Source organism: Oleiphilus sp. HI0067 (genome assembly GCF_001635735.1).
On sequence record NZ_LWFI01000933.1, the window covers coordinates 16,975 to 41,751 of the forward strand.

General features: G+C 45.2%; 23 protein-coding genes. 9 read left to right on the forward strand and 14 right to left on the reverse strand.

Annotated elements, in window-relative coordinates; all coding sequences use genetic code 11:
- Positions 1-13 precede the first annotated feature (13 nt).
- The 4 genes from A3739_RS11370 to rpe all read right to left on the reverse strand — a co-directional run bounded on the left by A3739_RS11370 (position 14) and on the right by rpe (position 3,673).
- Positions 14-598, reverse strand: coding sequence for an aminodeoxychorismate/anthranilate synthase component II (locus tag A3739_RS11370; RefSeq protein WP_068480277.1), 585 nt, complete (start codon positions 596-598; stop codon positions 14-16).
- Positions 598-2,109, reverse strand: a complete 1,512-nt coding sequence (trpE, locus tag A3739_RS11375) for an anthranilate synthase component I (RefSeq protein ID WP_068501379.1) — start codon at positions 2,107-2,109, stop codon at positions 598-600. Before trpE ends, A3739_RS11370 begins: the two co-directional genes overlap by 1 nt.
- 206 nt (positions 2,110-2,315) lie before the next feature.
- Complete coding sequence (gph, locus tag A3739_RS11380; protein WP_068501381.1) at positions 2,316-2,969, reverse strand: phosphoglycolate phosphatase; 654 nt, start codon at positions 2,967-2,969, stop codon at positions 2,316-2,318.
- A 26-nt stretch (positions 2,970-2,995) separates the two neighbouring features.
- Complete coding sequence (rpe, locus tag A3739_RS11385) at positions 2,996-3,673, reverse strand: ribulose-phosphate 3-epimerase (protein WP_068475688.1); 678 nt, start codon at positions 3,671-3,673, stop codon at positions 2,996-2,998.
- A 39-nt stretch (positions 3,674-3,712) separates the two neighbouring features.
- Here rpe and A3739_RS11390 point away from each other — a divergent pair, with 39 nt between their 5' ends.
- Positions 3,713-4,861: a DUF3530 family protein gene (locus A3739_RS11390; RefSeq protein ID WP_068501383.1), complete on the forward strand. Its 1,149-nt coding sequence runs from the start codon at positions 3,713-3,715 to the stop codon at positions 4,859-4,861.
- Here A3739_RS11390 and A3739_RS11395 read toward each other — a convergent pair.
- Entirely contained in the window at positions 4,848-5,489 is a 642-nt protein-coding gene (locus A3739_RS11395) for a hypothetical protein (RefSeq protein WP_068501384.1), read from the reverse strand. The genes A3739_RS11390 and A3739_RS11395 overlap by 14 nt on opposite strands.
- A 93-nt stretch (positions 5,490-5,582) precedes the next feature.
- Complete coding sequence (gene pyrE, locus A3739_RS11400; RefSeq protein ID WP_068480264.1) at positions 5,583-6,242, reverse strand: orotate phosphoribosyltransferase; 660 nt, start codon at positions 6,240-6,242, stop codon at positions 5,583-5,585.
- A 91-nt stretch (positions 6,243-6,333) separates the two neighbouring features.
- On the opposite strand from pyrE, the gene A3739_RS11405 reads away from it, so the two are divergent.
- Complete coding sequence (locus tag A3739_RS11405; protein WP_068501387.1) at positions 6,334-7,107, forward strand: exodeoxyribonuclease III; 774 nt, start codon at positions 6,334-6,336, stop codon at positions 7,105-7,107.
- A gap of 169 nt (positions 7,108-7,276) precedes the next feature.
- On the opposite strand, the gene rph is transcribed toward A3739_RS11405, so the two are convergent.
- Positions 7,277-7,999: a ribonuclease PH gene (gene rph / locus A3739_RS11410; RefSeq protein ID WP_068501389.1), complete on the reverse strand. Its 723-nt coding sequence runs from the start codon at positions 7,997-7,999 to the stop codon at positions 7,277-7,279.
- A 139-nt stretch (positions 8,000-8,138) separates the two neighbouring features.
- On the opposite strand from rph, the gene A3739_RS11415 reads away from it, so the two are divergent.
- The 5 genes from A3739_RS11415 (at position 8,139) to A3739_RS11435 (ending at position 12,732) form a co-directional block, all read left to right on the forward strand.
- Complete coding sequence (locus A3739_RS11415; protein ID WP_231876703.1) at positions 8,139-8,993, forward strand: YicC/YloC family endoribonuclease; 855 nt, start codon at positions 8,139-8,141, stop codon at positions 8,991-8,993.
- Positions 8,994-9,127: 134 nt separating this feature from the next.
- On the forward strand, positions 9,128-9,754 hold the full coding sequence (gmk, locus tag A3739_RS11420; RefSeq protein WP_068480252.1) for a guanylate kinase: 627 nt from the start codon (positions 9,128-9,130) through the stop codon (positions 9,752-9,754).
- A 79-nt stretch (positions 9,755-9,833) separates the two neighbouring features.
- Positions 9,834-10,046: a DNA-directed RNA polymerase subunit omega gene (rpoZ, locus tag A3739_RS11425; RefSeq protein WP_068480249.1), complete on the forward strand. Its 213-nt coding sequence runs from the start codon at positions 9,834-9,836 to the stop codon at positions 10,044-10,046.
- Between the two features lie 131 nt (positions 10,047-10,177).
- Positions 10,178-12,301: a bifunctional (p)ppGpp synthetase/guanosine-3',5'-bis(diphosphate) 3'-pyrophosphohydrolase gene (locus A3739_RS11430; protein WP_068501392.1), complete on the forward strand. Its 2,124-nt coding sequence runs from the start codon at positions 10,178-10,180 to the stop codon at positions 12,299-12,301.
- A 44-nt stretch (positions 12,302-12,345) separates the two neighbouring features.
- Complete coding sequence (locus A3739_RS11435; RefSeq protein WP_068501394.1) at positions 12,346-12,732, forward strand: RidA family protein; 387 nt, start codon at positions 12,346-12,348, stop codon at positions 12,730-12,732.
- 35 nt (positions 12,733-12,767) lie between these two features.
- Here A3739_RS11435 and A3739_RS11440 read toward each other — a convergent pair whose 3' ends face one another.
- On the reverse strand, positions 12,768-13,634 hold the full coding sequence (locus tag A3739_RS11440) for a hypothetical protein (RefSeq protein WP_068501397.1): 867 nt from the start codon (positions 13,632-13,634) through the stop codon (positions 12,768-12,770).
- A gap of 101 nt (positions 13,635-13,735) precedes the next feature.
- Between A3739_RS11440 and recG the strand changes: the two genes are divergently transcribed.
- The gene (gene recG / locus A3739_RS11445) at positions 13,736-15,817 is read left to right on the forward strand and encodes an ATP-dependent DNA helicase RecG (RefSeq protein WP_068501399.1); all 2,082 of its coding nucleotides are present in this window, start codon (positions 13,736-13,738) and stop codon (positions 15,815-15,817) included.
- Positions 15,818-15,873: 56 nt separating this feature from the next.
- Here the strand turns inward: recG and A3739_RS11450 are convergent, their stop codons facing one another.
- Together A3739_RS11450 and A3739_RS11455 are read right to left on the reverse strand one after the other, a co-directional pair.
- Positions 15,874-16,575 (reverse strand): hypothetical protein, encoded by a 702-nt coding sequence (locus A3739_RS11450; protein ID WP_156502547.1) that lies wholly within the window; start codon positions 16,573-16,575, stop codon positions 15,874-15,876.
- Entirely contained in the window at positions 16,524-17,564 is a 1,041-nt protein-coding gene (locus A3739_RS11455; protein WP_068501459.1) for an AraC family transcriptional regulator, read from the reverse strand. The genes A3739_RS11450 and A3739_RS11455 overlap by 52 nt, the downstream gene beginning before the upstream one ends.
- Positions 17,565-17,929: 365 nt before the next feature.
- Between A3739_RS11455 and A3739_RS11460 the strand changes: the two genes are divergently transcribed.
- Positions 17,930-19,318, forward strand: a complete 1,389-nt coding sequence (locus tag A3739_RS11460; protein ID WP_068501404.1) for an HDOD domain-containing protein — start codon at positions 17,930-17,932, stop codon at positions 19,316-19,318.
- On the opposite strand, the gene rsmA is transcribed toward A3739_RS11460, so the two are convergent.
- The 4 genes from rsmA to A3739_RS11480 are packed head-to-tail and all read right to left on the reverse strand — an operon-like array spanning position 19,315 to position 24,740.
- Positions 19,315-20,115, reverse strand: a complete 801-nt coding sequence (gene rsmA / locus A3739_RS11465) for a 16S rRNA (adenine(1518)-N(6)/adenine(1519)-N(6))-dimethyltransferase RsmA (protein WP_068501407.1) — start codon at positions 20,113-20,115, stop codon at positions 19,315-19,317. The two genes, A3739_RS11460 and rsmA, sit on opposite strands and share 4 nt — an antisense overlap.
- Before the next feature lie 11 nt (positions 20,116-20,126).
- The gene (pdxA, locus tag A3739_RS11470) at positions 20,127-21,131 is read right to left on the reverse strand and encodes a 4-hydroxythreonine-4-phosphate dehydrogenase PdxA (protein WP_068501410.1); all 1,005 of its coding nucleotides are present in this window, start codon (positions 21,129-21,131) and stop codon (positions 20,127-20,129) included.
- Positions 21,132-22,466, reverse strand: coding sequence for a peptidylprolyl isomerase (locus A3739_RS11475; RefSeq protein ID WP_197472284.1), 1,335 nt, complete (start codon positions 22,464-22,466; stop codon positions 21,132-21,134).
- 9 nt (positions 22,467-22,475) lie between these two features.
- The gene (locus A3739_RS11480) at positions 22,476-24,740 is read right to left on the reverse strand and encodes an LPS-assembly protein LptD (RefSeq protein ID WP_231877066.1); all 2,265 of its coding nucleotides are present in this window, start codon (positions 24,738-24,740) and stop codon (positions 22,476-22,478) included.
- Positions 24,741-24,777 lie beyond the last annotated feature (37 nt).

Here is a 24,777-nt window from a genome sequence, read left to right on the forward strand (position 1 = left end):
TGTTGGTGTTTGCTTATGACTCGCGCTTCAAAAAATTATCAAGCAACTCGTGACCGCATTCAGTCAAAATTGATTCTGGGTGAAATTGCACCCCTTCAACATCTAGGGTTTTATGGCGCACACCCATTATCTCTTCCATTGAACCATCCTCATGTTCGGTCCACGCAGTAATTTCTAGGCAATCAGGAAGCGCATCTTTATCAATCACTAAAGAATGGTATCGCGTTGCTGTCACTGGGTTAGGTAAACCTTTAAATACACCTTCATTGTTATGATGCACTGGAGATGTCTTCCCATGCATAACTTGGCCAGCACGGATAATAGATCCACCAAAAGCTTGTCCAATACTTTGATGTCCTAGGCAAATGCCAAAGATAGGGAGTTTGCCTTTAAAATGCTCGAGTACTTGCAGTGAAACACCAGCTTCATTTGGCGTACATGGGCCCGGAGAAATCACGATTTTCTCGGGGTTCAGCGCTTCGATTTCTTTAATAGTGATTTCATCATTTCGATAAACTCGCACATCGGCGCCTAATTCACCTAGATATTGCACGACGTTGTATGTAAAGGAGTCATAGTTATCAATCATTAACAACATTACTTATCCCCCTTTGCAGATTCATTAGAAACACTGTCTACACCTTGCGTTGCCATTGCCACAGCTCTGAATACGGCTCGCCCTTTATTCATGGTTTCTTCCCACTCGTTTAAAGGCACTGAATCTGCAACGACACCGGCTCCAGCTTGAATATGAAGCACATCATCTTTAATCACGGCTGTTCGAATCGCGATTGCAGTGTCCATATTGCCGCTCCAAGACAAATATCCGACTGCGCCGCCATATACACCACGCTTCACTGGCTCTAACTCATCAATTATTTCCATTGCGCGAATCTTAGGCGCTCCGCTTAATGTGCCGGCAGGAAATGTTGCTCTAAGAACATCCATGGCTGAGCAACCATCTTTCAGCTCACCAGTCACATTAGAGACGATGTGCATGACATGCGAATAACGTTCAACAATCATTTTGTCCGTGAGCGAAACTTTTCCAGTTTTCGCGACACGCCCAACATCATTACGCCCCAGATCGATCAGCATCAAGTGTTCTGCGAGCTCCTTAGGATCAGCTAAAAGATCTTGCTCTAAAGCCAAGTCTTCTGCTTCGGTCATACCGCGCTTTCGTGTACCTGCAATAGGACGGACCGTGACTAGCCCATCTTCGACACGTGCCAATATTTCTGGTGAAGAACCCACAACATGAAAGTCGCCTAAGTTTAGGAAATACATATATGGCGACGGGTTCAAGCAACGTAAAGCGCGATATAAATCGAGTGGCGCAGCTTTATAAGGAATATACATACGCTGAGCGAGCACAGTCTGCATGACATCGCCGGCCAGCACATAATCTTTAATACGATCTACAGCCGCTTCATATTTTGGCTGTTCAAAACCTGAAACAAAATCTTCTTCTGAAACAGACTGAGCCTCACCTGCTTGCGCGGGCGCTGATGCCTGCATCGTTCTTAAACGATGAACGAGAACACCCAACACAGACTCAGCGACCTCGTAGCTCCCATCCACACTTGGATCTTCATGATGAATCAATATCAACTTGCCGCTGAGATTATCAAATACGACCAACTGATCAGAAACCATGAGAAGAATATCTGGCGTACCAAGCGGATCTTCTGGGCAAGAGTGAGCAAGCTTCGGTTCGACATAACGAATAATGTCATACCCAAAGTAACCCACTAAGCCACCATTAAAACGCGGAAGCCCCTCTATTTCTGGAACACGAAAACGAGATTGGAACTCTTCAACAAAAGCCAATGGATCGGAATGCTCGAATGACTCCGTAACCTCACCATCTGCTTCAAGATGAATCGTCTTCCCCCAGACTTTCAAAACCTGTCTACAAGGCAAACCAATAATGGAGTATCGCCCCCACTTCTCGCCGCCCTGTACAGACTCTAACAAGTAACTGTATGGGCCATCCGCGAGTTTCAAATAACTACTGAGCGGGGTATCTAAATCAGCAAGAACTTCGCGTACAACTGGCACGCGGTTATAGCCGTCTCCGGCAAAGGCATAAAATTGTTCTGCGTTCATGGTATTTCCTTGACTAGCGATCTTTGGGCAAAGTGTTATGTGGTAAGTTACAGCTGCTCAAAATCGCCATCGAAATGAAGCAGAGAAGCTCCATTGAGAGGGACTAGATATTAATGAAAAATCCGAATAAATCGTCATGACCGACACTTAGCGCTAATGCGTCAAATTCTGTTTGCATTGTAGTGTGTTTACACAGTTGAGTGAGATTAACTCAGCTCTGAAAGCGAATCAACAAAGGCATCCAGATTCCTTGCGTCAATTGGCAGACCGTGATTATAACCATAGCTTACACCGACAACTTTCACTCCTGCACGGTGAGCCGCTTGAAAATCGTTAATCGAATCACCAACCAACACTGACGCATCTTCTGAAACGCCAAAATGCGCCATGCAATGCTGAAGAGGCAGAGGGTTTGGCTTACGCTCTTGTGTCGTATCACCACCAACCAACATATCAACCACTAAACCCTTTTGATCTATCAGCACCCTCGCAGGGGCTTCAGGCTTATTGGTCACAATGGCAACAAAGCATCCTGCTTCTTTGAGTTGCGCAAGCAAAGCAAGCGTTCCTTCATAAAGCTCTGAATGCTGCCCATTAATTTCTGAATAATGCTTATAGAAAAGCTCCAATACGCGATGTAAGTCGAAGTGGGAACCGCTCACATCGAGAGTTTGCTGAAGCGCTCTATTAACGAGAACTTCAGCCCCATTCCCAACCCATAAACGACAATCGTCCAATGAAACTAATGGATACCCCGCCTCTTCAAGAGACAAATTCAACGCAATATGTAAATCAAGCGCACTATCGACTAAGGTCCCGTCTAGATCGAACATCACTAATTGAAAGTCACTCAGTTTCATTTGCGCGTTATCCCTAAGAAAGCCAATTAGCCTAGTTTTGCAGCCGCCAATTCAGCACGCATTTGATCGATCGTCACTTTGTAATCATCAGTATTGAAAATCGCTGACCCTGCAACAAAGGTATCTGCGCCAGCTTCTGCAATCTCTCGAATGTTATTTACCTTTACACCACCATCGATCTCTAACTGGATATCAAAACCGCTTTCAATAATTTTTTGCTTCACTAACTTGAGCTTATCGAGCGTGCTCGGGATGAATTTTTGACCACCAAATCCTGGATTCACCGACATTAAAAGAATCATATCCAACTTATCCATCACATGATCAAGATAATGCAGCGGTGTTGCAGGATTAAATACCAAACCTGCTTTGCAGCCACCGTCTTTGATCATCTGTAAAGAGCGATCAATGTGCTGAGACGCCTCTGGATGAAACGTAATGTAAGTAGCCCCAGCCTCAATAAATTGACCAATCAAATCATCGACAGGTTGAACCATCAAATGGACATCAATCGGCGCCTTGATACCGTAATCACGCAGAGCTTTACACACCATTGGGCCAATCGTTAAATTCGGCACATAGTGGTTATCCATTACATCAAAGTGCACAATATCTGCGCCCGACTCTAAAACTTGCTCAACTTCTTCTCCAAGTCTTGCAAAGTCGGCCGATAAAATAGATGGAGCAATTTTGAATTCTGGCATGACAACCTCAATCAGTAAGGGAACAGGTGTTTGCGCGCAATGTATGCAATCAATCACAAAATAACAAGCAAGATACTGTCAAATCTAAGAATAATTAGTCTTAGCCTTATTGTTAGCGCCAATACTCTCGCCCAAGAAACTAGCTCTGGTCTTGCTCAGTCGAATGAAAACACATCTCAAGAAGCGCCCGAACAAGCCCCCTCAGCAGAAGAAATGCGCCCAACGCTACCAGCGTTAATTCAACAGGAACGCGCATTTACCAAACTTCTTGCTGCGGCCAGCCCAGAAAACCAAGTTACCTGGCTAGACATTAAATACCCAGGATCAGCGAGCTCTCATCAAAGCCTTGCCTTAAACATTAAACCTAAAAGCCCGATTACTCAGGGCGCAGCTTTAATCATCCCGAACACCTCGCAGCATGCAGACTGGCCTAATATCGTTCGTTCCTTGCGGGAGTATCTTCCGTTTACCGGATGGCAGACTTTATCGATCAGCCTTCCCACGTTTGAGTTGAGCTCAACCCCTCAGCGTGAATTAGAGACGAAGTCTTTTGACTCCTTCCCTGCCAACGAAGCAATAACAAAGGCCACTTTATTGGGAAGCCGAGCCCAAAAAGCACCAGAAGCAGAATCACCTTCCACTGAAGATGCAGAAGCAGAACCTGCGGCTGAGCCCGAAGAATCAGAGAGCGTCGATATCAATCTTAAAGAAGACGAAGAACTTTCAACAAAAATTGGCCCTTATCACGACAGGGCAATCGTGCATATTCAAGCGGGCATGAATTCTCTTGCAAGCCAAGGCTTTCAAAACATAGCGCTGATTGCCATTGGAGAGAGCGCGGGGCTCGCAATTGATTTCATTCAAAGCAAAGAGTCAGAAATTTCAGACAAAGGATTTGCGCTCATATTTATTGCGCCAGAGTTAAATCAGCACCAAAACATCGAACTATCTAGCGAACTAGGCGCAGGATTTCCGGCACCCATCCTCGATATATACGAATCTTCCCCCGAAGCAAAAGATAAAGCCCGACTACGTAATGCTGGAGCTCGTGTTGGCGGCTTTGCCAACTACAGACAATTAAAACTAAGCGCCCCTAAAGGCAGCGGTTCGGAAGGATTCCTAGAAAAAAGGATTAGCGATTGGTTAAATCGCTACTCGCCCGGACAAGAACAGGCTAGCGCTCGATAGGAAAGTCTTTTGCTTTGGTGCCGGTTAGAACTTCGAGCCGATTTACGACAACAGTAAACTCACTGAGAATTTGCTGGTAAGACGCTTGACTCTGCTCAATCACGCTTTGAGAAACAGCAATTTCTTTTTTTGCCATTTCGATATCGTCTAAAATTCGCTTACCTACCTTTTTACCGCTTCGTTGAATGTTTGCCGCTTGCTCTTCGCTTTTTGTAATGAGATTTTTAGACGCTTCAATAGCCGCTTTTCGCGAAACAATCACTGCATCTATTTCAGCTAGACGACGATTCATAATGCTCACAACAGCATCAGGCGTGCCGTATTGTTTAAGAAGCTTTTGGTCCTCTTCAGCTTGCTTCGCTGCAGCAAGTTCTTCTTGCTTCTTTTTTTCTGCGGCTTCATCGCGCTCGCGAATCTGCTCTTCGGTCAACGCAGGCGGGATACGCTGAACTAATCGGCCTTGAGCATTTAAAATATCGTAGCCTTTAGAAACTAAGTGTGGAGGAATCAAAGCAGCCATCACGGTTTTGCCGTTATCGTCTTTGTAACGATATAACTGCATTGCCGATGCTGCTGTCGTAACTAACATCCCGACAACAACAAAAATTAATAGACGACTTCGATTCATTTTTATTCCACTCACATTCTTTATGAATTCAGCACTTTATAGCCTTTCAATAAACTATAGCCATGCTTTCAAAAAGCGCCTCGTTACAAACCGTTATATTCCGTAACGATCTCTATACGCGGCGACACTGTCTGCGTACTCTCCAAGCCTTGCATCGTTTGAGATGAAGTCTAATATTTGGTCCAGGTTGACGATGCTAAGAACAGGAATATTGAAATCACGCTCAACTTCCTGAATTGCCGATAATTCGCCTTGGCCTTTCTCTTGACGGTCCAACGCAATGATAACACCGGCAGGCTCAGCACCAGCAGCTTTGATGATTTGTATAACTTCACGGATGGCAGTTCCGGCAGTGATAACATCGTCAATGATCATGACCTTTCCGGTGAGCGATGCACCAACGATCGTACCGCCCTCGCCATGATCTTTTGCTTCTTTTCGATTGAAAGCAAATGGACGATTATCCTGGAACAAAGAAGATAACTGCACAGCAGTTGCCGCACCTAATGGAATACCTTTGTACGCTGGACCAAACAACACATCAAAGTCAGCAGATGCATCATATAAAGTTTGAGCGTAGAACTCGCCTAATTTAGCGAGAGAAAGACCATCGTCGAATAAACCTGCATTGAAGAAATACGGGCTTACACGTCCAGACTTAAGTGTAAACTCGCCAAACTTAAGAACATTTTTTTGAAGGGCAAATTCAATAAATTCACGTTGATGTGGTTTAAGAGTTTGGTTCGACGACATAGATAAAGCCTTAATGTAAATATTTTCGGTTATTTCTTTTCAAAAAATGTGAATTGAGTATCATACCACGCGTTCAAATTAAGGGGCAGATATGCGTGTAGTATCAATCAGCGTAAATGGCTTGAAGCAAGCTGCTGAACTAGGTTTTTATGAATGGATGCAAGAAATCGATGCCGATGTAGTTTGCGTCCAAGACATTCGCGGTAAAGTCTACGACTTTGATGATGACATTTACCACCCACCAGGTTACGAAGTTTACTTCCTTGATGCCGAGTTTCCAGAAGATGGCGGCGTTGCCATATATACGCGCCACTTCCCTAAAGCCATTATGTATGGTTTCGCTTACGAACCAGCAGATCGCCAAGGCCGCTTTATTCAAGCAGACTTTGATAACGTCAGCGTAGCCTCAATGCTTGCCCCCGGAGCTATGCACAACGCTGAACAGCAAGAAGATAAAGATAAATTCATGGAAGTATTCCAAGACCATCTTGAAAAATGTCTGCGTAAGCGCCGACAGTTCATTTATACCGGAAACTTCCAATCAGCCCATCAAGTCACCGATGCGAGCAAGTACTACCACGACCGAGAGGCGGCCGGATTTCTAGCGCATGAACGCGAGTGGTTTGATAAAAGCTTTGACGAACTCGGCTATGTCGACGCTTTTCGTCAGGTCAACAAACACAAAGGTGAGTACACATATTGGCCAAAAGAGGCTGGTGAAGAGCAAAGCGAAGCAGGGATTCGAACAGACTTTCAAATCACTAGCGCAACGGTCAGCAATGTCATTGAAGATGGTTTTATCGACTACGACACGCGGTTTTCAGATCATGCTCCAGTGATCATCGACTACGACATCATCATGTAACTGAGAATTAGCACGGACGCTAACTCTTACCCTTCATTTAAATCTTCTTTTCACTCGCGGTTACTCTGCAACTTAGATCAGAATACCACCCATTTTTAGATTAAGAGCAAAGCGCATCACGACACTTCGCTCTAGTCTGCGAACGTAGCTAAGTTCTGACAATTCAGTACTATGCGTTACCGTCTAAAAGCGCCTGTTGAAGCTCAAAAATTTCCCCTAAGCCTTTGCGTGCCAAAGCAAGCATTGCGTCAAATTCTTTCTGCTCAAATGCTTCACCTTCAGCTGTGCCCTGCACTTCAATAAAACCACCTTTATCTGTCATCACGACATTCATATCGGTTTCAGCAGCAGAGTCTTCTGGATAGTCCAAGTCAAGGACAGCTTCACCTTCATAAATGCCAACCGAAATTGCAGCCACTTTTTGCTTAAGCGGAGATTCCTTTAACTTGCCTGCTTCGACCAATCCATTTAACGCCACGCCAAGTGCTGCACACCCGCCCGTAATAGAGGCTGTACGCGTTCCGCCATCAGCCTGAATCACATCACAGTCAATCGTAATGGTTCGCTCACCAAGCTTTTTCAAATCCACAGCTGCTCTCAAAGAGCGGCCAATCAAACGTTGAATTTCAACTGTTCGACCTTGCTGCTTACCTCGCGCCGCCTCACGTGACATGCGCGACCCAGTTGAACGCGGCAACATGCCATATTCTGCTGTAATCCAACCTTTACCCTCACCTTTTAAGAAGCGAGGCACCGACTCATCAATTGATGCAGTACAAATTACTTTCGTATCACCAAACTCCACCAACACAGATCCTTCTGCATGTTTTGTATATCCTGGAGTAAGTTTAATTGCGCGCGCTTGATCTAACGCTCTGCCACTTGGACGCATATCATTTCCCTTAAAATAAACTAAACTAGAAAAATTTTGCGGCGAGTTTAACACTTTCTGTCGTGGCTCGCGCCCTCACTTTCCACTATGATTCTCAGACGTTTACAAAACCACTTTGAGAAGCTTCATGATAAAAAGTATGACCGCGTTTGCACGACAAGAAGCAAACACAGAAGGCGGCACATTGACTTGGGAAATTCGCAGTGTAAATCACCGCTACTTAGAGCCGAACTTTCGTATTCCAGAACAATTTAGGGAAGCTGAAGGACAGCTTCGCGAGCAACTACGTAAAAAGTTGGCACGAGGTAAATTAGATTGCTCATTGAAATGGCAAGCAAACGACCATGCAAATGAAGACATCGCAATTAACACAAACATCTTAAAGCAGCTCAATCATGCGCTGAGCGAGATCTCTTCCAATATTGAGCACAGCGCCAAACCTTCAAGCTTAGAGATTCTTCAATGGCCGGGCGTCATTGAACATACCGAAGCGGACAAGGGCGAACTTATGAAGCTCTGCGTATCGGCATTTGCGCAAGCGATAGACACTCTGATCGACAATCGCAAGCGCGAAGGTGAGCAACTAGCGCCGCTGTTTGAAGACCGCTTAAGCAAGATTGACGACATCGTAATTGAGGTCCGCGGCAAGCTGCCTCAAATTTTAGAACAGCAACGTGAAAATTTACGTAACCGCTTTGCTGAGCTCAGTGTTGATTTGGACGAACAACGTATCGAACAAGAAATGGTCGTCCTTGCGCAAAAGTCTGATGTTGATGAAGAGTTAGATCGCCTAGACGCACATGTAAAAGAAGTCCGAAAAGTGCTGAAGAAGAAAGAACCTGTTGGACGCCGACTCGACTTTCTAATGCAAGAGCTGAACAGAGAAGCCAACACCCTCTCATCTAAATCAATCGTGACCGACACAACACGCGCAGCTGTTGAGCTCAAAGTATTAATAGAACAAATGCGAGAGCAAGTGCAAAACGTCGAGTAAAGACTATCGTTTACTCCCTATCTTTATAGCCAAAGTGGCTGTAAACTGTGCCGGCTTAAATCAGTCGCCGATTTACAGCCTCTTGCGTAAATTTTCGCGGCAGCATTACTCTTAATGTAGGGAATAAGCGATCAATGACGACCACGCATACTTCAGGCAAGTTATACATAATTGCCGCACCTTCCGGTGCAGGGAAAACCAGTCTCGTTCACGAGTTAGTGAATCGCTACAAAAACATCACCGTCTCTGTTTCTCACACTACTCGCGACAAACGTCCTGGTGAAGAAGACGGCATTAACTACAACTTCGTTAGCACCGACACGTTTAAATCTTTAATCGATCAAGGCGACTTTCTCGAGCATGCAGAAGTATTCGGTAACTACTATGGCACGTCAAAAGAATGGGTACAGAGCCGACTTGATCAAGGCCTAGACGTCATTCTAGAAATTGACTGGCAAGGCGGCCGCCAAGTACGCGAACAATTCCCACAAGCATTGAGCATCTTTATTATTCCGCCATCCAAGGCTGCACTGCACGCAAGACTCGAAGGCCGCGGTCAAGACAAACCTGAAGTCATTGAGCTACGTATGCAAGAAGCCGCTTCAGAGTGTAGTCATTACGAAGAGTTCGACTACCTTGTTGTAAACGAAAACTTCGACCAAGCGCTGGCTGAATTAGGCGCTATATTTACCGCTCAAAGATTATTGTTAGTAGATCAAAAACAACGTCATCAAGAGATACTCAACGATCTATTGTCTTAAGCGTACAACTAACATAGAATGCGCGGTTCTTTTTTGAGCTATGCTTAGTTCTATATTCGAATTCTAGAGGTGAAATTAAATGGCACGAGTGACCGTTGAAGATTGTTTGGAAAATGTAGACAACCGTTTTGAACTTGTCATGGTTGCGACCAAGCGCGCTCGTCAACTTGCAAACACTGCGCAAGAGCCAATGGTTCCTGTTGAAAACGACAAGCCAACAGTATTAGCGCTTCGTGAAATCGCTGAAGGCCATATCAACGCAGGTAATGTTGATTTTAGCGAAGAAGAATAACTTCTTTGCGATAATACGCTTGAAAAAACAGCTCGCTCAAATATCATTAGGGTGAGCTTATAAAAAGCTGAACAGCTTTAGCCGTTCGGCTTTTTTTATTTCTTCATTCCGCACAAGTGAGCAGAGAAAGCGTGCCCGATATTGATGGCTTAATCGAGAGAGCCGAGTCCTACCTAGACACCAACAAGGTAAGACTGATTGAACGCGCCTATTACGTCGCAAAAGAGGCGCACGAAGGGCAATATAGACGCAGTGGCGACCCGTACATTATTCACCCTATTGCTGTCGCCAATATTCTCGCAGACCTTCACCTTGATCACGAAACACTCATGGCAGCATTGCTGCATGACGTCATAGAAGACACCGAAACTAGCAAAGACGAATTAGCCGAAGAGTTTGGCAGTGCCGTTGCGGAACTGGTCGACGGGGTGAGTAAACTCACACAAATAGAATTCAAATCTAAAGCTGAAGCTCAAGCCAATAATTTCCAGAAAATGACGTTGGCGATGGCGAAAGATATTCGCGTTATATTGGTTAAACTTGCAGATCGCCTTCATAACATGCGGACGCTCGGTCCATTGCATCATGAAAAGCGACGGCGGATCGCCACAGAAACGCTAGATATATACGCACCGATCGCAAATCGCTTAGGCATTAACAGCATTAGAACCGAGCTTGAAGATCTTGGATTCCAAGCGCTCTACCCAATGCGCTCCAAATACATTCGCAAAGCGGTCAAAAAGCTTCGCGGAAGCCATAACGAAATCATCGAAGATATCCAAGGTAAAATCGAGAGTCAGCTAAAAACGCGACATCTTACTGGCGAGGTTATCGGTCGAGAGAAGCATCTTTTCAGCATCTATAAGAAGATGAAGTATAAGCATCGTTCTTTCCATGAAATTATGGATGTATATGCTTTTCGAATTATTGCTGAATCTGAAGACGATTGTTATCGCATTCTCGGTGCCTTACATGCGCTCTACAAACCTCTACCTTTCCGCTTCAAAGACTATATTGCCGTCCCTAAGGTAAACGGATATCAATCACTGCATACCACGCTATTCGGTATGCATGTGAACATCGAAGTGCAAATTCGCACCCAAGAGATGGAAGACCTTGCCAACTACGGGATCGCGGCTCACTGGCAATACAAAGACGACTCCAGTATGGCGCTTGCAAACCAAGCCCGTATAGATCGCTGGTTGAGTGGCCTGAAAGAGATTCGAGAAAATGCTGGCGACTCAATGGAGTTCTTCGAGCACGTTAAAATTGATCTCTTCCCAGACGAGATCTATGTCTTCACACCGAAAGGAGCAATTCTCGAACTACCAGCTGGCGCAACACCGATAGACTTTGCTTATGCCATTCATACTGACATTGGAAATGCATGCGTCGCCTGTCGCATCAACAAACAACTTGCCTCATTAAGCGAGCCTTTGCAGAGCGGTCAAACGATAGAAATTATTACGGCTCCAGGCGCAAAACCAAGCCCTGCATGGCTAAATATCGTCACCACAGGCAAGGCAAAAAGTAGTATTCGTCACTTTATCAAGCTGAAGCAACACGAAGAAAATCTATCTCTTGGTAAGAGCCTGCTTGAACGCTCAATGAGCAGCATCAACCTAAGCTGGGAAAACATCAGTGAAACCCACTTAGTCAACGTGCTCGATCATAACAAAGCAAACTCACTTGATGAGCTACTGATTCTAGTCGGCCAAGGATTGCGCATGCCTTATATCATTGCGCGTCAGCTCGCTGCAGAAGATGCAAGTCAAATAAGTAGCGAAACCGAAGAGCCTGCAAAACAAAAACTGATCATCAAAGGAACAGAAGGCATGCAAGTCAGCTTCAGTTCCTGCTGCTACCCAATTCCGGGCGACCCTATCATCGGGCTACCGGATTCAAATTCTGGTGCGGGCCTTATCATTCACGCAGAACAGTGCAAAAAAGCACTGCGCCTTAGCAAAGCGCCAGACCGACTTTATCTATCTTGGGTCAAGGATATTACGGATGAATTTGCGGTTGAATTGCGTATTGAGCTCGAAAGACAGCGCGGCATTATTGCCGAGTTAGCATCTGCAATCACTCGCGCCGAGGCAAATATCGAACACATTGGTGTCAGCGAGCAGAACCCTCATATGAGCACGATAGAGGCCGTCATCTACATTCAAGGTCGACGCCATCTTGCTCGTGTGATTCGCCGACTACGTAACATTAAAGCGGTGATTCGCATTCAAAGAATTATCAATCACTAAAGGCGCTCATTTACATTTGGCGCAACAATAGGTAAGGTTTAGATATGAGCAACAAATCAATTATTCAGTCAGATGCTGCACCAGCAGCGATTGGTACCTACTCGCAAGCAGTGAAGGCAGGTAATACTTTGTACCTTTCAGGTCAAATTCCTCTTGATCCACAGAGCATGGAGCTTGTTGGTGGCGGCATCGAGAATCAAATTAAGCGCGTGTTCGAAAACCTAAAAGCAGTATGTGAAGCTTCTGGTGGTTCACTTCAAGATATCGTGAAGCTAAATATCTTCCTCACAGACTTAGGTAATTTTGCCGCGGTCAATGAAGTAATGGCTACCTACTTCCAAAAACCTTACCCAGCGCGCGCTGCGATCGGCGTGGCTGCATTGCCAAAAGGCGCAGAAGTAGAAATGGATGGAATCGTTACCCTTTCATAAAACATTAAGAGTGAGCGCGCCTCACAAAAGCGCGCTCATTGATCAATCACTTCCAACATATTTGCATATCCTTCCTTGAACGAAGAGAATTTAAGTTGATATCCAGTCTCCTGCATTCTCTTATTACTTAAACGCTTATTTCCCGCCCTGCGCCTCACTGCCTCAATGCGACTGTCGTTCAGATTAACATCGAGTTTGTTCGCGATAAACGCATACACCTCGTTCATATCGACAGGATTATCATCAGTACAAACATAGAGCTCATCCAGTGCCTGACCTTGCGCATGCGACTTCATCAAAAATGTTAGAAAACCCACTGCATCTTCTTCATGAATTCGGTTGCTACGTCTAAGAGCGTCACTCAATACAGGCTCTTGAGACAAAACTTGATCAATAATGCGTCGACGCGAACCTCCATAAATTCCGCTAAAGCGGATAATAGTGCTCGGCAGGGAGCTATCCCTCAATAAATTTTCTGCCTGAACCAGCACTTTACTCGTCTCACTCATACCGTTGGCAGGACTCAACTCATCGACCACAGAGTCATCATCCTGAGCATAGACACTCGTACTTGAGACAAAAAAGAGGTGTGGCGGAGTCTTTAAACTTTTAAATTTCGTTATGCAGTGAGTAAGGGCATTGTAGAAAACGCGTCGGTACGCTTCCGCTCCCCGACCGCCGGGCGTGACACAAAACAAAATCGCATTATAGTTATCAGGTACATTCGTCCACGTACTTGCCTCACTAATATCTCCCAAAAACATATGCTCTACACACGCAAATTGGTCTGGAGCATCAATAGACGAGCGCTTTAGTACATCGATACATCGCTCCGACTCAAACCCCAAAGCGACTTTACTAGCGATCTGTCCAAATCCAACAAATAAACTTTTGTGCTGCATACCCACCCTTTTATCTACTGCATTCCATATGAAAACCCTCTAACATTACTAGAAATGTGCGACCAACAATACTCATACGCTTCAAGCAAATAAATTCAATAATGGCTAGCCTCAACGAAGTTCCACTTACCCAACTCAAAGGTGTTGGAGAAAAATTCGCTCTAACGCTTAGTAAGCTTGATTTACATAGCGTGCAGGATCTTATATTCCACCTCCCTTTTCGTTACGAGGATAGAACGCGCATTGTACCTTTGTCACAAATACGTGTAGGCCAACATGTACTGTTTGAAGCAGAAGTAAAAGGCAGTCGCGTGGTTATCGGACGACGCAAAAGTTTGGAAGTACACGTCAGAGATAGTTCTGGGCAAGTTGCGCTGCGTTTCTACCACTTCAGTGCTGCTCAAGCGAAACAATTAAGCAATGGCTCACGAGTGCGTTGCTATGGCGAAGCTCGCTTAGGACAAACAGGCTTAGAGTTTTATCATCCGGAATATCAAGTTTTAAAACCTGGTGATAAACACTCTCCTCCAGAAAAGCTCACGCCTATCTATACGCTCACTGAAGGTGTGCAACAACCTCGTTTACGTAAGCTATGCGCTAGCGCTTTAGGCTATCTAGACAGACACCAAGTAACCGAACTTATTCCTGGCTCGATCTTAAAAGATCTGCAACTCCCAAGCCTTCAAGAAGCCGTTCGTTACCTTCATGCGCCACCAACGGATGCTGATCAACATGCCTTGCTAGAAGGCGAGCACCCATATCAACAACGACTTATTTTTGAAGAGCTATTGGCGCATCACCTCAGCCTTCTGCAACTTCGAAGTAGCATTCAAAGCAAAGCATCACCTGCATTCGTCGCTACAAGCGATAGTGAAGCTATAAAAAATGAATTCTTGAATTCATTACCTTTCTCGCTAACGGGAGCCCAACAACGTGTTAGCGATGAAATTGCTGGCGACTTATCTCATTCATTCCCAATGCTAAGGCTCGTCCAAGGGGATGTCGGTTCTGGAAAAACTGTTGTTGCAGCACTAGCCGCGTTGCGCGCAGTGTCCCACGGTCATCAAGTCGCGTTCATGGCGCCAACCGAAATTCTTGCTGAACAACACTATGCTAATTTCAAGTCGTGGCTTGCACCCTTAGGTATAAGGGTTGGCTGGCTTAGCGGCAAAGTGAAAGGAAAGAAACGTGAGCAAGAACTTATCAGCATCGCAGACGGATCAGCGCAAGTAGTGGTCGGAACACACGCTTTATTTCAAGAGGATGTGCAATTTGCTGAACTGGGATTAGCGATCATCGATGAACAACATCGCTTTGGTGTTCATCAGCGCTTAGCGTTAAAAAACAAAGGCAAGCAAAACACAACACCTCATCAGCTCATTATGACGGCCACCCCTATTCCGCGAACGCTCGCAATGAGTGCCTATGCCGACCTAGACACCTCAGTCATTGACGAGCTACCCGCCGGCAGACAAGCCATAGAGACCTTTGTGCTGCCAGACACACGACGTCAGGACATCCTCAGTCGCGTACAGTCTATCTGCGAAGAGGGTCGCCAAGCTTATTGGGTCTGCACATTAATTGAAGAATCTGAAGCCTTACAGTGCCAAGCTGCAGAAGCTAGCGCTGCATGGCTGAACGAGCAACTTCCAGAGCTTACAGTAGGGCTCGTTCATGGCCGAATGAAGGCCGACGAAAAGTCGTTCATGATGGAGCAATTCAAGTCAGGAAAAATAGACCTACTCGTGGCGACAACGGTTATAGAAGTAGGGGTCGATGTGCCAAACGCTTCATTAATCATTATCGAAAACCCTGAAAGACTCGGCTTAGCGCAGTTACATCAGCTTCGTGGTCGCGTGGGTCGAGGAGAACATAAGAGCTATTGCGCACTCATGTATCACCCACCGCTCTCTCAAAACGGCAAAGAGAGACTCTCTGCGATGAGAGAAAGCAACGACGGATTCAAGATCGCTGAAAAAGATCTCGAAATTCGCGGGCCCGGTGAAGTATTAGGGACACGACAAACCGGATTGGTCTCTTTCAGAATTGCGGACATTCAACGTGATGCGGCTTGGCTAGATACCGTCAAACAGGTTGCTCAAATAATGCAACGCTACCCAAGACAATCAAGCGCGCTAATTGAACGCTGGGTTGGAAATAGACAACAATTTGCTGAGGTTTAACGATCGTATGAATAGGGTCTGACCCCGTCAAGGGGTCAGACCCTTTAAGAAAGGCATTAGGGCTTTGGACCAACAACAATATTACCTTTCCTGTTTATTTCGTAATAAGGGACGGCCAAAGGCATTATATACTCATTTGAAGAAATACCAGCCACATCGTAAGTGAAGCGATGGTTTTCAAAATTGATAGACTGGCGACCAAAAGAACAAGAAATAACTCCCTCATATACTAAGCCATTTGATAGCTCTATCGCCCCGCCATGATAAATAAGATCTCCACAAAAAACCCAGTTACCATGCTCACGGACAAAAACTCTGCCTCTAGACTCCCAAGTTTTAAAAACAAAAAACTCTTTGTCTTTCGACCTAAAATTACCATCAAATTTCTCTGACCAGGAACGTTCCAGAATGTAAGGTTGTGTTTTGACGGGTTCATAGGTTTCTAACCATTCGATTTGCTCTGGTGTTCGTCTGTACACCCAAATCTCATTGTCGAATTTTTTGAGTTCCCCGTAGTCCAGGTTTGAGGCGGCTATCTCCACCTGCCATTTATCTATGGAATTTTTAGGAGGATTCATTGATTTAACAAATGGAAGGAAGCTCATTACTAAGCCAAAACCAAGTAAAAATAGAACGATATATTTAAGGAGCGTTTTTCGATTAAAAAGCATTGTTTGTCCATTCCATGGAAATAAATCTTTCGTTTTTATAAGGACTTTGTTTGGATTTGATATTGGTGTGGAGATTCCCCCGTCCAACGTTTAAAGGCTCGACTAAAGGCACTCACCTCAGAGAACCCCAATAAAAAAGCTAGCTCGGTAAAACTGTACTTGTCTTCTTTTATACTGCGAATCGCAAATTCAGAACGAACCTCATCCACAATCTCATGATAAGAAACACCTTCTTTTTTTAGCCTTCTGTATAGAGTATTACGGCTCATATTTAAACGCCTAGCAACAGTGCCAGCATCTAAATTAGGATCAGAAAGCTTCTTAGCAACAATTTGTCGAACCTGCTCTTTGATTGAAAGATTCGCTTTCAAAGATGCGAGAATCCGGTCGAGATGCACCGTCAACACGCGGTACAAGGTTGGGCTATTTCGAGGCATTGGATAATCTAAATATGCCGCGTTAAATACAATCGAGGCCACTGGCTGATCAAACTTTACTGGGCACTGGAACAAGGTTTCGTAGCTAGCCGCATAAGCAGGCTTAGAGTGAGGAAAACTCACGTAACGAATATCTAAACCACTCTGCAATAATCTTCTGGCACGATATGCCGCTAGAGCAAGACTGTACTCCATTTCATAGGAAGAATAGATCGCGGGTTCTTTAACGTGATAACAAATCGCAAAGTCTTGATCGTTACTCTGCAATTCGATCTGAATACTTTCGTTTACGATGCGATAATAGCGCTGGTAGTGTTCAATTGCGCTTCTCAAGGTCTTGCAGTTAAAGAATACATGCCCCACCAAACCCATGCTCTGAGACAGTTCTTCAGCGGCAAGTTGTAAGGCTAGATCCGGTTCTTTTGTATACGATACCGCGTCACGCCAAAGCGCATAATAGCGATCTAATGGAACTCTATTTTCTTCAGCGTCTAAGTAAGAAAGGGAAAGCCCATAACGAGATTGTAAGAGGGATTCGGAGTAACCATTATCGATCAAGCGAAGGAATAACGCGCGACAAGTGACGGCCTGAACGCTTAGCTCAGATTTTAATTCTTCAGTCGCGACACCTTGACTCAATACGCTTCTCTCATCAAAAGGATTGAAACAAATCGTCAACAACTTGGTTCAACAAGTCAAGCCTTGCCCTCTTACTTTGCGTAGTATTTCAAGTTCACAAACCCTTTCAAACAATAATTACTGGAGAGCTTTATGCCTATTTTCGTACCTCATAATGAAGCCGAAGCAGACAATGTAGCGGCTCTTTCTGAATACCTTTCACAGATGTTTTTTTGCTAAAACACCTTACCAGCTCACAAAGCGCGTCAAAGACGCGCTTTTTTATGCCTGTCTGATTATCTTGTTCTACACTAAAAACTACATGGAGTTCGGCTACGCAGTATCGATGCCGGCAATATTTATTTCACGGAGCAGTATCAAGGCCTATGAGCATTCCCGCTATTATCATCGACTCACTTAATCAATATGCAGAACATAATGATTATGAGGCACCAGAAATCATCCCACGCCACGATGTAGATGACGCTGATCGCGTTTGCTTAACGCTTATGTCAGATATGCTAGGCCGTGCCCAAGTACTTTTCCCAGCCGATCGCTTTATTTGTCCGGAGTTACTCAATAATTGTATGGGTCGTGAACTTAAAGTGGTTGAGCAAAGCGATCAAAATAGCTTGTTAAGCCAATATGAACTTAACGCGATCCCAGCCATCCCCGACATCACGGGCATACCGACAATCGTTGATAATGCGCTCCAGGAAAATACCAGTGAGTACGCCTTCGTTGACATTGGTTTAGCAAAAGATCTCATTCGAATTAAGCGAAGCATTTTCAACAAGATGCTTCAGAAAGCACAAACCGGAGACTTCTCGGTAGCAATTGATAGAGTCAATCAACACAAGGACGCACGTAAAGATGAAGTCGATATTGTCACGGCTCTTGAGAAGTTCACAACGATTCGTATCAAGCAACGAATCGAAGATACTCTAGAGCTTCCTCCTCTTCCGGAAAGTGCACGCGATATTATTCGTTTACGCGCAAATCCCGACGCGAGCAGCGAAGAACTGTCGACTATCGTAGAAAAAGATCCAAGCCTTTCGGCACAGGTAGTTAGTTGGGCATCGAGTTCGTTTTATAGTACAAGCGGCTCAGTTAAATCGGTGCACGATGCAATCGTACGCGTACTAGGTTTTGATCTAGTGATGAACCTATCAATGGGCTTATCGCTGGGACGCACGCTTAATCTGCCCACGGATGAGCCTGAACGCTACTTACCCTATTGGCAAAAAGCATTGTGGATGGCACTAGGAACAACAGCGCTGATTCGTAAAATCAGCCCTGCTTATCGCCCTAGCTATGGCATGGCCTATCTTTCTGGTCTGCTTCATAACTTTGGCTATTTAGTACTCGCGCATATTTTCCCACCTCATCACGCGCTTCTATGTCGTTATAAAGAGGCAAATGCACACGTTGATCCATCGATTCTAGAAGCTTACTGTCTCGAGCTGACAAGTGAACAAGTCGGCAGTATGTTGATGAATGTTTGGACCTTACCTGATGAAGTGGTCGTGGCACTGCGCCATCAGAAAAATCCAGATTATGATGATGAACACGCACAATACGCAAAGTTACTGCACATCACTCAGTATATGTTGGGTAAACACGGTGTGATTCCACAAACGATCAAGAAGACACCTGAAGATTTGTTCGAATTTTTTAGTATGAGTGAAGAGGACGCCGACGAGGCTCTGCTGCCATTATTCGAAGCCCCAGAAGAGGTGATTGGAATGGCTGCAATGATGAAAACTGGAAGCTAAGGCTTCCAGTTGGCCAAGGCCGCATACTGAGCAAGACTTAAATTTTCAGGGCGTAAGCCTGCATCAATATCTAGCTCTTCAAGCGCCTCCAGCTCAATCACACCCGATAGAGCATTACGTAAGGTCTTTCTACGCTTAGTAAATGCCGTTTTAACAATCGTCTGCAAACGCTCAAGCGATTCGACTGGATGCGGCAGCTCTTTATGCGGTGTTAATCTTACGATCGCAGAATCAACTTTTGGAGCAGGTTCAAAGGCATCAGGCCCAACAATAAATAAAGGCTGAACCCGACAATAATATTGCGTCATGATGCCTAATCGACCATACAAAGAATGCCCTGGCACAGCAGCCATTCTCTCTACGACTTCTTTCTGAAGCATAAAATGCATATCTTTCAGATGCTTGATATTGTCGAGCAGGTGGAAGATCAAAGGTGTCGAAATATTGTAAGGCAAGTTACCAACAACGCGCAGAGGGTGCTCTTCATCAGCTAAAGCATTAAAGTCGAACTTCAGTGCGTCAGCCTCATTAATGTTGAAATCAGGGTAATTAAAGAATTTGGTACGCAGAACCGGTATCAAATCTCTATCAAGTTCAACAACCTGTAAGTTGCCATCAAGCCCATCTAACAGATGCTCTGTTAGTGCTCCAAGCCCAGGTCCAATTTCCACCATGCGGTCACCCGGACGCGGATTAATGCCACTGACAATACGCGCAATAATCGCGTCATCGCTTAAGAAGTTCTGTCCAAAGCGTTTTCGCGCTTGATGACCAACGGGCTTCTTTCGTTGAGCCATATTCGTTTTACCTATTTAAGAATGTTGTTACTGGCTTTGACCATATCTATAGCCATCGAGATCGCGGTACGCAAACTTCCCGTATCGATATTTCCAGTTCCAGCTAAATCTAATGCGGTGCCATGGTCCACAGAGGTGCGGATAATCGGTAGACCCAAGGTTATGTTCACTGACTCGCCAAAGCCTGCATACTTCAAAACAGGGAGCCCCTGATCGTGATACATAGCAAGCACTGCATCGGCGTTTTCAAGATATTTTTGGGTAAACAGAGTGTCTGCAGGTAAAGGACCAACTAACTCGCAAGGCGCATCTTCAAAACTAGCCATGACGGGCTGAATGACATCGATCTCTTCTCGCCCCATATGACCATCTTCCCCTGCATGCGGGTTCAGCCCAGCCACCAAAATACGAGGCTTCTCAACACCAAACTTACCGCGCATATCAGCAAGTAAAATCTCAATAACGCGCTGTAAAGATTCAGGAGTAATTGACTGGGAGACGTCCTTAAGGGGTAAGTGAGTACTTGCAAGTGATACTTTCATATGACGATTAGCAAGCATCATAACAACTTTATCGACGCCACACTTTTCTTGGAGATATTCGGTATGGCCGCTAAAACTCACTCCGGCATCGTTGATCACACCCTTATGAACTGGCGCTGTTACGATCGCAGAGAATTCTCCGGAAAGACAACCCTCGATAGCACGATCGAGAGTTCTAAGCACATAAGCGGCGTTGTTAGCGTCTAAGTGCCCAGCCATAACAGGTTGATCAACCAATACACTACATACAAACGCTTGACCTGAGCTTAACTGGTGTGAGGTATTCGGAACATACTCGACCGCTTCAAACGGCACACCTAACTGCTCAGCACGTTCAACTAGTACTTTAGGATCAGCAATGAAGACTAAAGGTGTAGACCACGATTCTTGTGCTAAAAGTACGCATAGATCAGGGCCAATACCGGAAGGCTCTCCTGGCGTGACAGCAAGATAATGAGCTCGAGTATCGCCCACTTATAAGCCCTCTACGCGAAGCGTTTCATCTTTAAACTCGATAAATGCTTCAGACTTAATTTCTTGCAACCAAATTACGAGCTCTTCCTCGAATTTTCTGCGATAGATCAACTGCCTTGCCTGGTTTTCTTGCACCAAGGCACTTATATCCTGCTGTCGACTATCTTGAACTTGTAAGATATGCCAACCGAAATTAGATCGAAATGGCTCACTGATTTCACCAACCTTCGTAGCGTTCATCACATCTTCGAACTCAGGAACCATTTGTCCAGGGCTGACCCAATCTAAAGCGCCACCATCTATCGCCGACACAGGATCATCCGAATTAGATCTCGCTAGCTCTGCAAAATCATCACCATTGATCACACGCTCGTAGAGCTTGTCGATAATCTCTTTAGCTTGACGATCGCTACGAATTGCACTCGGTGCCACTAAGATATGGCGCACCTTGCGCTGCTCAACCCACTGCTCTGTTCCACCGCGTTTATCTAAAGCGGTTATAATGTGGAAGCCACTTGCCGAACGAATCAACTCAGAAGGTTGTCCCTTCACCAAGTTTGGCAGTACATCGGCCGCAATCGATGGCAATTCATTCTCTTTACGCCATCCAATAACACCACCATTTAATGCTTGGCGGCCATCAGAACGAGCAATCGCAACTTGTTGGAAGTCTGCCCCATTCTTTAGCTCTGCTAACACGGCATCGGCACGTTCTTGCGCAGCTTCTTCTTGTTCAGGCGTAGCATCCTCAGGAACTGAAATCAGAATATGACCGATATAGTATTCTGTTCCTGAACGTTCACGTGCCTCACTGGAACTCAAGAAGTTATTAATTTCCTGCTCTGTCACGCGGACGCGACGATCAACCTCACGCTGCTGCACACGCGACACGAGCATTTCACGACGAATTTGCTCTCGCGCTGCGACATAGGTTTCACCCTCTTTCGCCAGTTGTTGTTGGAATTGCTGTAGGGTCATACCGCTTGAGCTTGCGATGTTGACTAAGGTCTCGTTGAGCTGTGCATCGCTCACACGAATACCTGCTAAGTCAGCTTTTTGAAGCTGGATGCTTTCTAGAATAAGCTGCTCTAGTACTCTTTGATTCATGATTTCTTGTGGAGGTAAACGGGTACCCTGCGCCTGCAAGCGTTGCGTAATTTGGCGCAGTCGTTGTTTTAGTTCTGATTCCATGACGATGTCATCGTCAACAATCACAAGTACACGATCTAGTAGCTCCGGTTCATCGTTTGCATGCACGATATTCGGCATCATTACAGCAAGCGTCAACATTAGAGCGATACTTTGCTGCCACTTCATTTTGATCAATCCAAACATAGTTTTACCTTAATTAATCTCGTCTTCTCGGCGTTGATACCCAGGAATCAATCCGTCCATTTTCGCATCATTAACACCCAAGCCACCCAAGCCACCGAGCTGGAAGCGGAATAAAATCGCATTATCCATTTCACTCGTGTCAGTCAGGTAACGCTGTCCTAAAACTTGTATTCGCCAGCAGCAGCTCGTGTACTCAAGACCCGCCAAGCTGCCTATCGTTCGATGAGAACCTAAATCATAACGCCACTGACCTAGCGCACTCACCTCAGCATTTAAGGGGTAAATAACCGACGTATCACTTTGCTCGATTTCGCCACGTCGAAAGCGGTGCGCTAAATTCAATATCGTATTGCTGTGTTCGCTATAATACGACGCACTCGTCACGCTTTCTTGCGTCTCGTTTTTACTGCTATCCCATAGGTTTGAATAACGGAACGTCCAAAGGTGATCAGGACGTAAAGTGACTTCTGATGCCAATAAGGAATCACCATCTAATACGCGAAGATTCTGAGCTGCACCCACTTTTTGCTCTTCAAACTGTGTGACCTGCCCTAAACTCACACTCAATACATCTAAGCCTCGTTCCCAATCGGTATAACGACTAGTCAAACTTAAGGTCAAACGGTTTTCATCACTCACGCGATCACCACCGGTAAAGCGATTCGCGCGAAACAAGTTATCGTAATTAAAACTCGGAATCGTCGAATCAAAGTTTGGTAGATCGCTCTGATCAACATAATCTGAATATACGTAGTAGATACGCGGTTCGAGGCTGTTTGTGTAGGTTTCAGGCAATATCGTTGGCGTGCGATCAAACGCCATGCCTGCGTCGAGCTCTAAGGTTGGAACAGTGCGAGACTGGTATTTATCCTCTAAACCAGAGTCTTCTAAATAATAGTCGGTATGGTCAATACTCAGTGCTGGCGTCGCATATGCCCAGCTATTACGCAAAGGTACGCTCAATCGAGGTTGATGACGCGCGCGCGAACCGCGCACTCGCTCTGTACCAACTAAGTCATCTTTTTCACGATAGAAATAAACATACTGGCTATTCCAGTCGACATCGAGATGCTGATATGCCTGATAGATATCAAGGTTCAGCTCAGGCAGTCGCTGATATGGTTGCTCCGATGCCAAGGTATTAATATTCAGAGATTTATATTGTTGCAGTAAGGCATCAAAGCGGTAATTTTCGCCGGTGTGGCTCAGCGACAAACGTCTGTCTAGTAGGTCGTCACTCGTGACCTGTAAGCCTTGATCAAGATCATCCAAATAATCATCGTCACTGATTTGGGTATAGCTGAGATAAGCTGAGGTGTCGGTATACACAGTATCGAGCGACCAATCTTGCTCAATACTCCAACCCCAGCGCTCGCCACTTTCATCAAAATTACCAAGTGCTGCCTGATCTTTGATATAGGCCTTATCTTCGTCGATGTATCCGGTAGTCAGCGTTGTTTCTTGCAGTGCACTTTTGTATCGAAACTCAGCTTCTTCATAAGCGCCGCGCCCACCAATCCAATTAGGCGTAATAGTCGCATCGTAGTTTGGCGCTAAGTTCAGGTAATACGGAGCCGAGATATAAAGCCCCGACCCTACGTTTGAGGTGCCGATCGTGGGATATAAAAAACCTGATTTTCTACGCTCATCAATCGGGAACGTAAACCAAGGAACATAAAAGACTGGAACATCTTTGATGGTAAATCGAGCATGACTTGCCGTACCGAAACCTTGCTCTTGATCTAATTCAATCTCAGACGCATAAAACGACCAATCAGGCTCTTCACCATTACACGTCGTAAAACTGCCGTCTTCAATACTTAGAAGCGTCTCATGTTTTTGATCAATCAGTTCGGCTCCACCACGGAAACCCGTATCAGGATCAATAAACTTGGCGTTATGAAGTTTCGCACTTCCCTCGTTCAAATCAACATCCGCGGAATCGCTCGTCATATGCATTTGCGGGCCTTGAATAACAATATGGCCTTGCATGGTGGCTTGGTTCTGCTTTTGATCGATAACCGCCGCGTCACTTCTTGCGTAATAGCCCTCTCGAATAATCTCTACCTGGCCTTCTAACTCCAAACGATTATTCTCTTTGTACTCGACATAATCAGCATGCACAGTAACAGTTGGGTCGAACGATAGATCACCCAAACTCTCACCCATAGCTTGAGGATAAAGCACAGGAATTTCAGGTGTTGCACAGGCTGAATTAGCGGAATCTGCCAATGTCGTTTCTACATGCGCTAACATCATCGATGTTACGCACATCGACACAAAGAAGCTCGGACGCTTCAAACTAAAAGGC